This window comes from Steroidobacter sp., from assembly GCF_016790065.1.
Taxonomy (GTDB): Bacteria; Pseudomonadota; Gammaproteobacteria; order Steroidobacterales; family Steroidobacteraceae; genus Steroidobacter.
The window spans coordinates 1-14,841 of the sequence record NZ_JAEUPY010000798.1 but is presented as its reverse complement, the minus strand read 5'-3'; the positions used below and the strand labels follow the sequence as shown (position 1 = coordinate 14,841).

Below are 14,841 nucleotides of genomic sequence, written 5' to 3'. Positions count from 1 at the left end.
GAGCCGACCGGACGGCGGCTGCGATGAGGGCGCACTGTACCTGGATCGACCCCGTTTGACGAGTGCAATTCCGCAGGGCAGCGCCTTACATCACACAATTGGGTCGGATTGTCCGACTACAAGCGGCATTGTGGGCCGAATTGCGACGATGCTTGGTCCTAAACGCGAAGGCGCAACGACGCTCAAAGTTGTAATTTCGCGCTAACCAACCACCGCCGATGAAGAAGGAAGAATGGTTCATGACTGCTGGCATCTCTAATCGAACTCGCAGCGTGGCACTCGTACTGGCCTGTGCCGCCGCCACCGCCGGCCTGGTGGGCTGTAGCAAGCCTGCGTCGAACGACGCCGCTAGCAAACAACGCTACAACGCCACAGTGCGCTGGACCGCGCACGGCGTGCCGCACATCAAGGCTGATGATTGGGGTGGCCTCGGCTATGGGTTTGCTTACGCTGTCGCGACTGACGCGGTATGCACGCTGGCACGCGAATTCGTGAACGTGCGAGGCGAACAAGCCAAATTCTTCGGGCCGGAGGAAGGCCGCGTGGAAGCCGACGTGTTTCATAAGTCGGTCATCACCGATCAAGCACTGGCCCATGCCGGCGCGCGCATTCCCAAAGAAATGCAGGCGCTGACCGCGGGCTATATCGCGGGTTACAACCGTTACATCGCAGATCACACCGGCGCAGCCGCGAAGGAACAACTGCCCGCGAGCTGCCGCGATCAACCTTGGGTGCGACCTATCGATGGCACCGACATGGCGCGCATCGGCATCGGCGTCGGTATTCGCTATGGCGTCGGACGTTCGCCCGCTGCACTGGCCAATGCCACTCCGCCGAGCAAAGACGAGAAAATCTCACGAACGCTGCCGCCCGTTCCGGAAGATGTGACGATGATGGGCTCGAATGCCATCGCGCTCGGCAAGGCAGCGACCGTCAACGGCAAAGGGATGGTGCTGGGAAATCCGCACTATCCTTGGTCGGGCTCGAGCCGCTTTCATATGGCGCATCTGACCATTCCAGGTCAGCTCGATGTCATGGGCGTGGGTTTGATTTCTACGCCGTTCATCAGCATCGGCTTCAATCACGACATCGCCTGGTCGCACACCGTCTCCACCGGTCTACGCTCCACGTTGTATGAATTGACGCTGGATCCGAACGATCCGTTGTCGTATCGCTATGGCGAGGAAACTCGGAAGCTCACAACGCGAGTCGTCAGCGTCGACGTGCGTCAGCCCGACGGCACGGTGAAGACTGAAGAGCGCACCACGTATTTCAGCCACTTCGGTCCGGTGGTCGAAGACAAGGACCTGCCGTGGACCAGTCAAGTCGCTTATGTCGTTCGCGATGCCAATCTGGATAACAACCGTTCGTCCGAGCAGTACTTGAAGTTCTCGCTCGCCAAGACGGTCGACGACATCGTCGCAGCGTTGCAGTCCACGCAAGGCACGGCTTGGGTGAATACCATCGCGGCGGATCGCGACGGCAAGGCGCTCTACGCTGACTATTCAGTGGTGCCGAACGTCGATGAGGCGCTGATCAAGAGCTGCGCCAGCGACAAAGTGCAGCGCTGGGGTGGCGCACGTGTGGTGGTGCTGCGAGGCACGCCGGATTGTGAGTGGCGCAATGATGAGCGCGCTCAGCAGCCGGGCATCCTGCCGCCACAACAGTTGCCGCACATCGTGCGAGACGACTATGTCACCAATTCCAACGACAGTTACTGGGTCACGAATCCGGCTCAGCCGCTGGAAGGGTTCTCGCCCGTCATCGGTGTGGAGAAGACCGAGCGCTCGCTACGCACGCGGGCTGGCGTGGTGATGGTGAAGGAAGTGTTGGAGGCGAAGGAGTCGAACCGCTTCGACGCGCAGCGTCTGCAGGACTTGCTGTTCAATCATCGTAACTATGGCGCAGAGTTGTTGTTGAACGATCTGCTGGCGGTTTGTAAGCGCGAACCGAAGTCGGTCAAGGTTGAGAAGGACACGATCGATGTGGGTAAGACCTGCGATGTGTTGGCTGCTTGGGATCGCAAACAGGACGTTGGCAGCCGAGGCGCGCAGATTTGGACGGAAGCTTGGCCGCTGATCGCGGCGACGCCTGATCTTTGGGTGGTGCCGTTCGATGTGAAAGATCCGATCGGCACGCCGAGACAGATCAAGGTGGCAGATGCGAAGGTGCGCAAGGCGGTGATGCTGGGTTTGGCGACGGCCACCAAGAAGTTGAACGATGCACAGATTCCGTTAGATGCGCCGTGGGGCGAAGTGCAGTACGCGGAACGTAACGGCGAGAAGATCGGTATTCCCGGTGGCTCACATGCCGGCGGCATGTTCAGCGTGATGGGCGCGAAGCTGCAGGCTGGCAAGGGCTATGCACCGATCGTTAGTGGCAATAGCTGGATGCAAGTGGTTACTTGGACGGACGCGGGTGAAGTCGATGCCCGAGGCATATTGTCGTACTCGCAGTCGGAAGAGCCGGACTCACCGTTCTATGCGGATCAGACGCGGTTGTATTCGAAGAGTCAGTGGTTGAAGTTGCCCTTCACGGAAGCGGAGATCACGGCGGATGCCGAGCTTCGCAGCTTGGCCCTGTCGGGGAACTGAGCGCGCTTCAGAAGAGGCGCGGTGGTCTGGCATCGCCGGGGGTGGCTATGTTCTCCCGGCTGTCCGATCGATCTAAGAGGCGCGGTGGTCTGCGGCGCCGGGAGTGACCTACCTCCTCCCGGCACCGCGCACGGCCGCAGCGCCTTGCGCTGCTTGCCGCACATCCATGGTGAGCGCTGCTGCGACTAGCACGTCCCTGTACGTCGAAGCTGCCGGGAGGAGGTAGGTCACTCCCGGCGCCGCCTCAAGGTTTGGGGCTGCATCGGCGTTCGAGCGATGCCTCAATGTTCGAGCGCATCGACGTTTGTATGTATTTGCGGAGTGGAGAGGCGGGTTCGGTTTTCTTTCCATGCCAAACCATTCCGATCTTGTATTCAGGCGCAGCGGCTAATTCAAGCTGGCTCGCGCCGGCAACAACCCTCTTAGCTTGCTACGCAAGTCAGCCTCGCGGTACGGCTTTGCCAACATATCCGCACCTTTCTCCGGCGCGGCGTACGACGCCGAGTAGCCCGTCGCATACAACACTGGCAACTGCGGTCGGCGCTCGCGAGCGAGCCGCCCGAGCTCGAAGCCATTCATGCCGCCAGGCATAACGATATCGGTGAACAACAAATCGATATCCGACTCTCGATCCACAATATCCAGCGCTCTCGCGCCGTTATCGGCTTCGATCACATTGAACTGCAGCTCCTTCAACATGGCCGCAGTCACCGCTCGAACACCCGCATCGTCTTCGACCAGAAGAATGGTCCGATCACGCCCCGACAAAGAAAGGTCCTCACCAGTGCCAACACTAATCGTCGGCATAGCTTCAGTGCGCGGCAGGTAAATCCTCACGCTGGTCCCACGCCCAGGCGTGCTAATGATCTTCACGTGGCCACCGGATTGTTTGACGAAGCCATACACCATGCTGAGGCCCAAGCCAGTGCCATGCCCCATGCGCTTGGTGGTGAAGAACGGTTCGAGTGCGCGTTCGAGCACTTCAGGAGTCATGCCGGCGCCGGTATCCGTCACGGACAGCAACACGAACTCATCTTCAGGAACATCCGCCTCGCGAGCATGGCGGCCGATGTTGCGGGCTTCGATGGTGAGAGTGCCGCCTTCGGTCATGGCATCGCGGGCATTCACGGCCAGGTTGATGAGTGAGGACTCGACCTGAGCGGGATCGGCGAGCACGTTCCACAGCTCATCCGGCACGCGTACGTCGATTTGGATACGTTCGCCCAAGGTGCGGCCGAGCAGCTTGGTGATGTTGCGACTCACCTCGCCGAGATTCACAGGAGAGGGCTGCAACGGCTGGCGACGAGCGAAAGCCAACATGCGACGCGTGAGTTCGGCGCAGCTCAATGCGCCGGTGAGCGCCATCTGCGCGCGGTCGAAGTTGCGGCCGGTGCCTTTGAGTTGGCGAGCCAGAGAGTCGAGATTGCCGATCACGACGGTGAGCATGTTGTTGAAGTCGTGCGCAATGCCACCGGTGAGCTGCCCCACTGCTTCCATCTTTTGCGACTGGACCAGTTGTTGCTCCACCCGGCGCCGGTCGGTGACGTCCAAACTGCTGCCGAAGATTTCGAACGGCCGGCCTTCGTGACGAATCAGCACGGCGCGGTCCAGGAACCAGCGATGTGAGCCGTCGGCGCATAGCCAACGGTACTCGGTGGACATGCCGCCCAGCGTTGGAATGGCCGCAACTTCGGCGAGCACTTGATCGCGATCCTCCGGATGAATTCGATTCACCCACAAGTGCGGATCGTCGAGGAATTGCTCGGGAGCGAAGCCGATCAATTCGGCGATGACGTCGCTGATGAAGCGCGGGCCGGCGAAACTCTGATCGATGCCGGCGCTGTAGAGAGCAATCGGCAGCGAACGCACGATGGAGTTCTGCCGCTCTTCGATCTGACGCAGCTGCCGTTCGGCTTCGAGCTTTTCCTGGCGGATGCGCAGATTCTCTTCTTGCAGGAAGTGTTCGAGCGCGACCTTGCGTTCGACCTCGGCGCTCTTGCGATACAGATCCACCAGCACCGCGACCTTGGAACGCAGGATCACCGGATCGACCGGTTTGAACACATAGTCGACGGCACCCATCGCATACGCGCGTGCGATGTGTTCGTCGTCGCGGTCGATGGCGCTGACAAAAATGATGGGGATGTGTCGAGAGCGCTCGCGACGACGGATCAACTCTGCCGTGGTGTAGCCGTCGATGCCCGGCATGTTGGCGTCGAGCAGAATGAGCGCGCACTCTTCTCTCAACAAAAAACGTAGCGCGTCTTCGCCGGATGCCGCTTCGACGACGGTTTCTTCCAACTCCGCCAGCACTTGAGACAAGGCAAAGCGATTATTGGCCTCGTCATCGACGATGAGGATGGTGGCCCGCACCGGCAGCGCCGGCAAATTGCCAGTGGCATCCGTAGCCGGCGCCTCGAGTGCGCCAGCTTGCTTCGAGCCGTGACTCTGTGGGCCCTTGTTCAAACGCGCCGCAGCCACACGCGCATCATCGAAACCAGCTGATCGACATCGACCGGCTTGGAAATGTATTCCGAAGCGCCGGCTTCGATACATTTCTCGCGGTCGCCTTTCATCGCCTTGGCGGTGATGGCAATCATCGGCAGCTTGCGGAAACGGTCGTTGCGGCGGATCTGGCGCATGGTTTCGTAGCCATCCATGTCCGGCATCATGACGTCCATCAACACCATGTCGACATTGGGTGTGTCGTTCAGCATGGTAATGCCCTCGCGCCCGCTCTCGGCGTGCAGCACTTCGATGTCGTGCTGTTCGAGAACCCCGGTCAAAGAGAAAATGTTACGAATGTCGTCGTCGACGATCAGCACTTTGCGGCCGGCGAGACCCGGTTCGCGCCGCCGTGCCCGATCGATGATCTGGCGTTGGTCTTCAGGCATGTCTTCGACGAAGCGATGCAGGAACAGCGCGGTCTCGTCGAACAACTGCTGGGGCGAATCGGGGCTCTTGAGAATGAAGCTCTCTACCAGGTTGCGCAGCTTGGCTTCATCCGCGGGATTCAGATCCTTGGCAGTATGAATGATCACCGGCAAGCGGCGCGATTGATCGCGGCGAATGGTCTCGATCAGCTTTACGCCGTCCATGTCCGGCAACACCAGATCCAGCACCACGCAGTCGAACGCCTTGGTCTGCAATGCCTGCAAGGCTTCGCGGCCATTGATGACGCGCGTGACGTGCACGTCGCCATTGCCGATCAGCTTCTGAATCTCACTACTCTGCAAGTCATCGTCCTCGACCAACAACAGCTCTTTCACCTTGCGGGCGATGAACTCTTCGGTGCGCGCTAGAGCGTTCTGCAGTGTCGCGTGATCGACCGGCTTCTCCAACACTGAGAACGCCCCCATCTGCAAGCCACGCTCGCGTGGGTCGTCCACCGAAATGATGTGGATCGGAATGTGGCGTGTCTCAGCACTGCGCTTCAGAATATCCAGCAGCCGCCAGCCATCCATGTCCGGCAAATTGATGTCCAACGTAATCACGGACGGATTGAAGCGCCGGACCAACGGCAACGCACCGCTGCCGGTGGCCGACACCACGGCCTTGAAGCCGCGATCGTGGGCGAGGTCCAACAGAATGCGGCCGAACTTCGCGTCGTCTTCAATGATCAACAGGACGCGATCGCCCGGCTGAATGTTTTGCCGATCGTCGGTGAGCTCGGACGCCACCAGCAGCGGCGTCGACTCGCGACTGATGACGATCTGGGGTGGCGCAGACACATGCGTATGAGCGTGCGAGCTGGGTGCGGACGCCGGCGACAGTGCCACGGCCGACTTGGAAAAGTCGTGAGTCATGGGCAAGTACAGCGTGAAGGTGCTGCCTTCGCTGGGCTTGCTCTCGACAGTGATCTCACCGCCCAGCAAGCGACAGATTTCGCGACTGATCGACAGACCGAGACCGGTGCCGCCGTATTTACGGCTGGTGGTGCCGTCGGCTTGTTGAAAGGCTTCGAAGATCACCCGCAACTTGTCGGCCGCGATCCCGATGCCGGTGTCGTGCACTGAGTACGCCACCACCGACGACGCGGCATTGAGCGATTGATTGCCCGGATTCCAGCCGTTGCTGGCGCGATAGATCGACAGCTCGACGCCACCGTCGTGGGTGAACTTGAACGCATTGGACAACAGATTCTTCAGAATCTGTTGTAAGCGTTTTTCGTCGGTAATCATGGTCCGCGGCAGCGACGGATCGACTTCGATCTTGAGCTGCAGTTTGCGGTCGCTGGCCACCTGCTCGAAGCTGCGTTGCAAGTTGTCGACCACTTCGCCGAAGTGCACCGTGCTCACGTCCAGCGTGACCGTGCCCGACTCGATCTTGGACAAGTCGAGAATGTCATTGATCAGCGCCAGCAATTCGGTACCGGCGCGATTGATGGTCTGCGCGAACTCGATTTGCTTGCCGGTGAGATTGGCGTCGGCGTTGTCGGCCAGCAGCTTGGACAGGATCAGCAAGCTGTTGAGCGGCGTGCGCAGCTCGTGCGACATGTTGGCCAAGAACTCGGATTTGTACTTGGAAGTCAGCGCCAGCTGCTCGGCTTTCTCCTCGAGCATTTCCTTGGCGCGTTCCACTTCCTGATTCTTGGCCTCCACCTGCTTGTTCTGCCAGGACAGCAAGTTGGCTTTTTCCACCAACTCTTCGTTCTTGGCGCGCAGCTCTTCCTGTTGGGAGCGCAGCAGATCTTCCGAGCGCTGTAGCGTGGTGGCTTGTTGCTCCAGACGATCGTTGGTCTTTTTCAGCTCTTCCTGCTGACTCTGCAGCTCGCCGGTGAGCAGCTGCGATTGGGTCAGCAGCGACTCGGTCTGCATGTTGGCAGCCAGCGTATTGAGCACGATGCCGATACTTTCCATCAGCTGATCGAGGAACAGCGTATGAATGGTGCTGAAGCGCTCGAACGAACCCAGCTCCAGCACGGCTTTCACTTCGCCTTCGAACAGCGCCGGCAACACGATCACGGTCGAGGGCTTGGATTCGCCCAGCCCGGAAGTGATGCGCATGTAATCGTGAGGCGCGTCGGAGAGCAGCATCGAGCGTTTCTCGACGGCGCACTGACCGATCAGACCGTCGCCCAGTTTCAGTTTCTGCGGCGGACGGCGACGATTGGGCGCGGCGTAGCTGGCGACCAGTTCCAGCACGTTTTCGCCGCCTTCCTGCTTGGTCAGATAGAACAACGCCTGGTGTGCGTTCACCAGCGGCACCAGCTGCGACAGGATCAGATTCGACACGTGCCGGATGTCGCGCTGACCTTGCAGCAGCCGGTTGAAGCGCGCGATGTTGGTCTTGAGCCAGTCCTGCTCGTTGTTCTTTTGAGTCGTATCCTTGAGGTTACGAATCATCTCGTTGATGTTGTCCTTGAGCGAGGCCACTTCGCCCGAGGCTTCCACCGTGATGAAGCGGGTGAGGTCGCCTTTGGTCACAGCCGTCGCAACTTCGGCGATGGCGCGCACCTGAGTCGTAAGATTCGCGGCGAGCTGATTCACGTTGTCGGTCAGGTCGCGCCACAAACCGGCGGCGCCGGGCACGCTGGCCTGACCACCGAGATTACCTTCCGTACCCACTTCGCGCGCCACGTTGGTCACCTGGTCGGCGAACGTTGCGAGCGTGTCGATCATGCCGTTGATGGTGCTGGCCAGCGCGGCGATTTCGCCTTTGGCTTCCACTACCAGTTTGCGCTGTAGGTCGCCTTGCGCCACCGAGGTCACAACCTCGGCGATGTTTCTAACCTGGCCGGTCAGATTCGCGGCCATGTGGTTCACGTTGTCGGTGAGATCTTTCCAAGTGCCGGCGACGCCTTCCACTTTCGCTTGGCCGCCGAGCTTGCCTTCGGTACCCACTTCGCGCGCCACGCGCGTCACTTCGGACGCGAACGAGTTGAGCTGGTCAACCATCGTGTTGACGGTGTTCTTCAGCTCCAAGATTTCGCCGCGCACGTCCACGGTGATTTTCTTGGAGAGATTGCCGCTGGCCACCGCAGTCGTGACTTCGGCAATGTTGCGCACCTGGCCAGTGAGATTCGCGGCCATGTGATTGACGTTGTCGGTCAGGTCTTTCCAGGTACCGGAAACGCCTTCCACCTTGGCCTGGCCGCCGAGTTTGCCTTCGGTACCCACTTCACGCGCCACGCGCGTCACTTCGGATGCGAACGAGTTGAGCTGGTCCACCATCGTGTTGACGGTGTTTTTCAGCTCCAGAATTTCGCCTTTGACGTCCACCGTGATTTTTTTGGACAGATTGCCGCTGGCCACCGCAGTGGTGACTTCGGCGATGTTGCGCACCTGGCCGGTGAGATTGGCGGCCATGTGATTCACCGAGTCGGTGAGATCTTTCCAAGTACCGGCCACGCCTTTCACGTGTGCCTGACCGCCGAGTTTGCCTTCGGTGCCGACCTCGCGCGCCACGCGGGTCACTTCGGACGCGAACGAACCGAGCTGATCCACCATCGTGTTCACGACGGTGCTGATGCGCAGGTATTCGCCTCGCATCGGTCGATTGTCGACTTCGAGATTCATGGATTGGGACAGGTTGCCGTTGGCGACAGCACCGATCACACGGGCCACTTCGGACACGGGGTAGGCCATTTCGCCGACCAGGCCGTTCACCGAATCGATACATTGGGACCAGCTGCCGCTGGCGGTGTTGAGACGCGCACGTTCGGAGATGCGGCCTTCACGGCCGATCATTTCGCGCAGCCGGGCGAACTCCCCGGTCATGGCGTCGTTCAATTCGACTACGTCGTTGAAGGCCGTGGCGATTTCGCCATCGATGCCGGCCAGATCCATCGGCAAGCGCACCGAAAAGTCGCCGCGCTTCAGCAAGCGCAATGCCTTGAGGATGTCGCCACGTTCCAACGCGGCCGTGGTGTCAATTGCAGCTTGAGCCATTAATCACCCGTCGACGGTCCAGTCGCGGCGTGCAGGCGGGTTTCAATCAATCACGGTCCCGAGGGACTCCTCCAGCTGCGCGGTCGCGCACCTTTAGAGTCGTAGCTGGGCCACCGCCGCGATCAACGCTCGCTCCACATCCGCTTCGGTATAAGGCTTCGCGAGGAAGCCGAGAGGTTGAGCGTCCTTGACTCGATCGCCCAGCGAAGCCAACGGCGCTCCGGTCATCAACAATGCCGGGATGCCGTGGCGGGCGCGGAGTGCGATGGCGGCGTCGATGCCGTCACCGCCGTCGCCGGCCAAGCCGACGTCCACGATGGCCAGATCCGTCGGCGTACCGGCGGCAAAGGCCAGGGCGGTCCTTAAAGAGGGTGCGATACCACTGACGTCATGGCCCAAGTCCCGCAGTACTCCTTGCAGGAACAGGCTAACCAGCGACTCGTCCTCGACAATCAATACGCGCAGTACTCGCGTGACAGCAGCCGTGCCGGAAGAATCGGAATTCATTTGCATGCGATGAGCACGTCCACCGCGCCGCTCCTGCCGGAAAGTGTTGCTCTAAAACGAAGCCGGCCCATCCTCGGTCGACCTACCTCGGTCGACTTGGCCGCTTGCTACTGCACCCTGACTCGCGGCACCTGGCGAATATGTCGTTGTTTCGAGTCCAGTCGCGGCGCAGATCACCCAATGCGCCGCTGCTGTACAAAGTTCCGCAGCTGCGCACCGACCCTGTAGTTTTGTCATTGAAAGGCGTACAAGTAAGTGGGTGATCCCACACTTTTCTTAGGCATTACCGCGCGTTATACGCATCGACCTACGACTGAAGTACACTGCCCCGCTCAGCGCTAACAGGCGCCAAGACGGCGCCTTCGGTAACAATCAACAACCCATGACAGAGCAGCAATCTGGATCGGCTCGCGTCCTCATCGTCGAAGACGAGATGCTGGTACGCATGTTCGCGGTGGATGCCCTGGAGGACTCAGGCTTCCATGTGTTGCAGGCAGGAGACGCGGCGGAAGCGCTCGCGGCCCTGGCTGGCGTAGCCGATGTGGCGGCCGTGATCGTGGACATGGGCTTGCCGGATCGGCCCGGCGATCAGCTGGCGGCAGAGCTGAGGAGCAAGTCACCGAACCTGCCCATCCTGATTGCCAGCGGCCGCAGTGAGAGGGAACTCAAGGACAAGTTCGCCGCCGATGCGCGCATCGGGGTGCTGGTCAAGCCGTACACCTCCGCCATGCTGATCGGCGCCCTGTCCTCGCTGGGCGTGCCGGCACCGTCGCCGCAGCCCTGAGACTCAGCTTCAGCTAGTGGCTCCGGCTCCATTCGTCGGGCCGATTCTGTGCCTTGACCTTGCCTGGATTGGCCGCCTCGCCTTTGCGATAGCCGCGCTCGAACAGCCGTTTACGAAACACCAGAAAGGTCAGCGCCACGGCCAGTGCGATCAGCACCACCACAGCGACCAGATGCTGTTGGAAAAACTCCGGCATGACATTTACCTCTTGAGCGATCTCAATAGGTAACGGCTGAGCCGGCGCCGATGTTTCCCCGGCGCGACGCTCAGCGGTTGCGCTTGTTGCGCATCCAAATGACCACGATCACGAACACGATGAGCAGCAGGATGGCAACGACGCGCAAACCTAATTCTCCGGGGCAATGCTGTAGGTCGATTCCGGCCGTTGAAACCGCTCGGTGAGCGACGCCAGATCTTCCGGGGTGTCCAGGTCGATAGCGGCATTCGCCATGGGCACGCGAACCAGACGGTAGTTGTTACGTTCGAGCACCCTGCGTGCGCCTTGATCGCCGCGCAGCTCGGCCAGCTCGCTGAAACTCAAGCGTGGAAAAATCGCCGGCACGCCGACGCGTTGTTCATAGACGCTGGCCGCGATCATGCTTTCCTCGCCCTTCCAGGCGCTGATCAGCCGCTTCAAATCGTCGGCGGTGACCGCGACTTGATCGCCCAGTAGCACCATCGCTGCCTGACAGCCGGGCGGTAACGACGCGACCCCGAAGCGCAGCGACGACGCCATGCCCTCTTCCCAATGACGATTGACGATCACCGACGCCGGCGAATGCGCCAGCAAATGGGTGAGCTCACTGGCGTGCGCGCCGACCACCACCGTCACGGCATGGCCGGCGACGGCAACCGCATTCGACACCACGATGTGTAACGCCGGCCGGCCGGCCAGCTTCACCAATTGCTTGGGCTGGCCGAGGCGCTTGGAAGCACCGGCTGCGAGCACCAGGACATGAGGAGCAGCGGACATATGGGGCCCGATACTATACTTGCCGATCATGGCTGTCCGTCCAGTATTAAGAATGGGTGATCCGGTGCTGCTGCAGGTTGCAAAGCCTGTGGAGCAGTTCGATACGCCCGAATTGCAGGCCCTGTTGCAGGATATGAAGGACACCATGGCGGCGCTGAACGGCGCCGGCATCGCTGCTCCGCAGATCGGCGTGTCGCTGCAAGTGGTGATCTTCGGCGTCGGCAAGAATCCGCGTTATCCGCAAGCCGAAGAAGTCCCCTACACCGAGCTGATCAATCCGGTGCTGGAGCCGCAGAGCGACGCGATGGAAGACGGCTGGGAAGGCTGTTTGTCGGTGCCCGGCATGCGCGGCGTGGTGCCTCGTTACACCAAGCTGCGCTATCGCGGCTTCGATCCGCAGGGCCGGCCCATCGATCGCACCGTGGACGGCTTCCATGCGCGAGTCGTGCAACACGAGGTCGATCATTTGCTCGGCATCCTGTATCCCATGCGCATCCGCGATCTGCGCACTTTCGGTTTCAACGAAGCCTTGTTTCCCGGTCAGCAACTGGTCGACGACTAGTCCGCCGTTGTGACTTTTTCTTTTTCGTTTGGAGCGTTTCATGGCCGCTGCCCCGCAAAGTTCGCTGTCTCTTCGCGATCCCAGTCTGTTTCGCCAGCAAGCCTTCGTCGGCGGGCAGTGGGTGGATGCAGCCAGCGGCGAAGTGCATCAAGTCGTCAATCCTGCCAACGGTCAGGTCATCGGCACCATTCCACACTGCGGCGCTAAAGAAGCGCGCACTGCCATCGAGGCCGCTGACAAGGCTCTCGCCGATTGGCGCTCGCGGACGGCCAAAGCGCGCGCGCAACTGTTGCGCAAGTGGTTCGACCTGATCATGGCGAATCAGGAAGATCTGGCCGTGCTGATGACCGTCGAACAAGGCAAGCCGCTGGTGGAGAGCCGCGGTGAAATCGCGTATGCCGCGTCATTCATCGAATGGTTTGCAGAGGAAGGCAAGCGCGCTTATGGCGACGTGATTCCTTCTCACGGCACCGACAAGCGCATCGTCGTTTTGAAACAGCCGATCGGTGTGACCGCTGCGATCACTCCGTGGAATTTTCCGACCGCGATGATCACTCGCAAAGTCGGCCCAGCGCTGGCGGCGGGTTGCACGATGGTCATCAAGCCGTCCGAGCTCACACCTTACTCGGCGCTCGCGTTGTGTGTGCTGGCCGAACGCGCCGGGCTGCCGGCTGGAATCATTTCGGTGGTCACTGGCGAAGCCAAGGCCATTGGCGGCGAGTTCACCAGCAATCCGCTGGTGCGCAAGCTGAGCTTCACCGGCTCGACTGCAGTGGGCAAGCTGCTGATGTCTCAGTGCGCCGGCACGGTGAAGAAAGTTTCTTTGGAGCTGGGCGGCAACGCACCGTTCATCGTGTTCGACGATGCGGATCTGGAAGCTGCGGTGAACGGCGCCATCGCCTCGAAATATCGCAACGCCGGCCAGACCTGCGTGTGCGCCAACCGCATCTATGTTCAGAGCGGTATCTATGATCGCTTCGCCGCGCGCCTGGCGGAGAAAGTCTCGGCAATGCAGATCGGCAACGGTCTGGACCAGGGCACGGTGATTGGCCCACTGATCGAAGAAAAGGCCGTGGCCAAAGTCGAAGAGCACGTGCGTGATGCCGTTAGCAAAGGCGCGAAGGTATTGGTCGGCGGCAAGCGCGTTACAGACAAGGGCTTGTTCTATGTGCCCACCGTGTTGACCGGCATCACCGTCGACATGTTGGCCATGCGCGAAGAAACCTTCGGCCCGGTGGCACCGCTGATGAAGTTCGAGACTGAAGCGGAAGTCATCAAGCTCGCGAACTCGACTGAGTTCGGCCTGGCAGCGTATTTCTACAGCCGCGATAACGCGCGCGTGTGGCGCGTAGCCGAAGCGCTTGAGACCGGCATCGTCGGCATCAACGAAGGCATCATTTCCACCGAAGTCGCACCATTCGGCGGCGTGAAAGAAAGCGGCATCGGTCGCGAAGGCTCCAAGTACGGTCTTGATGACTATCTCGAGATCAAGTACCTGTGCATCGGTGGAGTGAGCTGATGAAGGCACGCATCAAGTGGGTGCAGGACGTGATGTTCCTGGGCGAATCCGGCTCGGGACATTCAGTCGTCATGGATGGCGCACCCGATGCCGGCGGCCGCAATCTCGGCTTCCGGCCCATGGAAATGCTGTTGCTCGGCCTGGGCGGCTGTTCGGCATTCGATGTGATGCTGATCCTGAAGCGCGGCCGTGAAGCGGTGACCGACTGCGTCGTCGAAATCGATGGCGAACGTGCTACCACCGATCCCAAGGTGTTCACCAAGATCCAGCTGAACTACATCGTCACCGGCCACCATCTGGATGCCAAAAAAGTCGAGCGCGCCGTGCACTTGTCGGCGGAGAAGTACTGCTCGGCCAGCATCATGATGGGCAAGACCGCCGAGCTGGTGCACACGATCACGATTGTTCAAGCCAACGAGTCCCAACCTACTGCCACTGGAGCAACGGCATGAAACGCACTGCATCCGCCGTCTGGAAAGGCGGCCTGAAAGACGGCAAGGGTTCGATTTCGACAGAGAGCGGCGTGCTCAGCGACACCCAATATTCTTTTTCGACCCGCTTCGAAGAAGGTAAAGGCACCAATCCCGAAGAGCTGATCGCCGCCGCTCACGCGGGCTGCTTCAGCATGGCGCTATCGGCTCAGCTCGGCACGGACAACAAGACTGCGGAAAGCATTCAGACCGAAGCTGCCGTGACGCTGCTGAAAACCGACGCCGGCTTCACCGTCACCGCCGTGCATTTGAAAGTGCGCGCCAAGGTGCCGGGCTCGACACCGCCTGATTTCTTGAAAGCTGCCGAAGCCGCCAAGGCGAACTGCCCGATCTCTCGGCTGCTCAAGGCCGAGATTACGATGGAAGCGAAGCTGGAAGGCTGGACCTGACCCACAGAAAACAAGCCAACGCCAACAACGCGCCGGTGGCCATGATGGCGGCCAGGGTATGCACAGTGCCGTCGTTGAACACAGCGACGGCCAGACCGGCGGCGGCGGTTAGAGCCGACTGAGTGGCACCCA

At 60.5% G+C, this 14,841-nt stretch carries 10 protein-coding genes and 1 pseudogene; 6 read left to right on the top strand and 5 right to left on the bottom strand.

Features of this window, described 5'->3' with window-relative positions; translation table 11 throughout:
• The first annotated feature begins 218 nt into the window (after positions 1–218).
• Entirely contained in the window at positions 219–2,594 is a 2,376-nt protein-coding gene (locus tag JNL55_RS32380) for an acylase (protein WP_293864446.1), read from the top strand.
• A gap of 387 nt (positions 2,595–2,981) precedes the next feature.
• On the opposite strand, the gene JNL55_RS32375 is transcribed toward JNL55_RS32380, so the two are convergent.
• The 3 genes and pseudogenes from JNL55_RS32375 to JNL55_RS32365 form a co-directional block, all read right to left on the bottom strand.
• The gene (locus JNL55_RS32375) at positions 2,982–5,075 is read right to left on the bottom strand and encodes a response regulator (RefSeq protein WP_293864444.1); all 2,094 of its coding nucleotides are present in this window, start codon (positions 5,073–5,075) and stop codon (positions 2,982–2,984) included.
• Positions 5,057–9,406 (bottom strand): annotated as a pseudogene (locus JNL55_RS32370) (response regulator); the annotation flags it as partial. The pseudogene JNL55_RS32370 and the gene JNL55_RS32375, both read right to left, overlap by 19 nt.
• Positions 9,407–9,577: 171 nt before the next feature.
• The gene (locus tag JNL55_RS32365) at positions 9,578–9,991 is read right to left on the bottom strand and encodes a response regulator (RefSeq protein WP_293864440.1); all 414 of its coding nucleotides are present in this window, start codon (positions 9,989–9,991) and stop codon (positions 9,578–9,580) included.
• Positions 9,992–10,373: 382 nt separating this feature from the next.
• Between JNL55_RS32365 and JNL55_RS32360 the strand changes: the two genes are divergently transcribed.
• A complete protein-coding gene (locus JNL55_RS32360) occupies positions 10,374–10,775 on the top strand; it encodes a response regulator (protein WP_293864438.1) in 402 nt (133 codons plus the stop codon).
• A gap of 13 nt (positions 10,776–10,788) precedes the next feature.
• Here JNL55_RS32360 and JNL55_RS32355 read toward each other — a convergent pair whose 3' ends face one another.
• Positions 10,789–10,971 carry a hypothetical protein gene (locus JNL55_RS32355; protein ID WP_293864436.1) on the bottom strand — a complete coding sequence of 61 codons (183 nt, stop codon included), beginning with the start codon at positions 10,969–10,971 and terminating at the stop codon, positions 10,789–10,791.
• A gap of 150 nt (positions 10,972–11,121) precedes the next feature.
• Positions 11,122–11,748, bottom strand: a complete 627-nt coding sequence (locus JNL55_RS32350; protein WP_293864434.1) for a nucleotidyltransferase family protein — start codon at positions 11,746–11,748, stop codon at positions 11,122–11,124.
• A gap of 28 nt (positions 11,749–11,776) precedes the next feature.
• On the opposite strand from JNL55_RS32350, the gene def reads away from it, so the two are divergent.
• The 4 genes from def to JNL55_RS32330 are packed head-to-tail and all read left to right on the top strand — an operon-like array spanning position 11,777 to position 14,709.
• Positions 11,777–12,310 (top strand): peptide deformylase, encoded by a 534-nt coding sequence (def, locus tag JNL55_RS32345; RefSeq protein ID WP_293864432.1) that lies wholly within the window; start codon positions 11,777–11,779, stop codon positions 12,308–12,310.
• Positions 12,311–12,350: 40 nt separating this feature from the next.
• Positions 12,351–13,829, top strand: a complete 1,479-nt coding sequence (locus JNL55_RS32340) for an NAD-dependent succinate-semialdehyde dehydrogenase (protein WP_293864430.1) — start codon at positions 12,351–12,353, stop codon at positions 13,827–13,829.
• The gene (locus tag JNL55_RS32335; RefSeq protein ID WP_293864428.1) at positions 13,829–14,281 is read left to right on the top strand and encodes an OsmC family protein; all 453 of its coding nucleotides are present in this window, start codon (positions 13,829–13,831) and stop codon (positions 14,279–14,281) included. The genes JNL55_RS32340 and JNL55_RS32335 overlap by 1 nt, the downstream gene beginning before the upstream one ends.
• The gene (locus JNL55_RS32330; protein ID WP_293864426.1) at positions 14,278–14,709 is read left to right on the top strand and encodes an OsmC family protein; all 432 of its coding nucleotides are present in this window, start codon (positions 14,278–14,280) and stop codon (positions 14,707–14,709) included. The genes JNL55_RS32335 and JNL55_RS32330 overlap by 4 nt, the downstream gene beginning before the upstream one ends.
• Positions 14,710–14,841 lie beyond the last annotated feature (132 nt).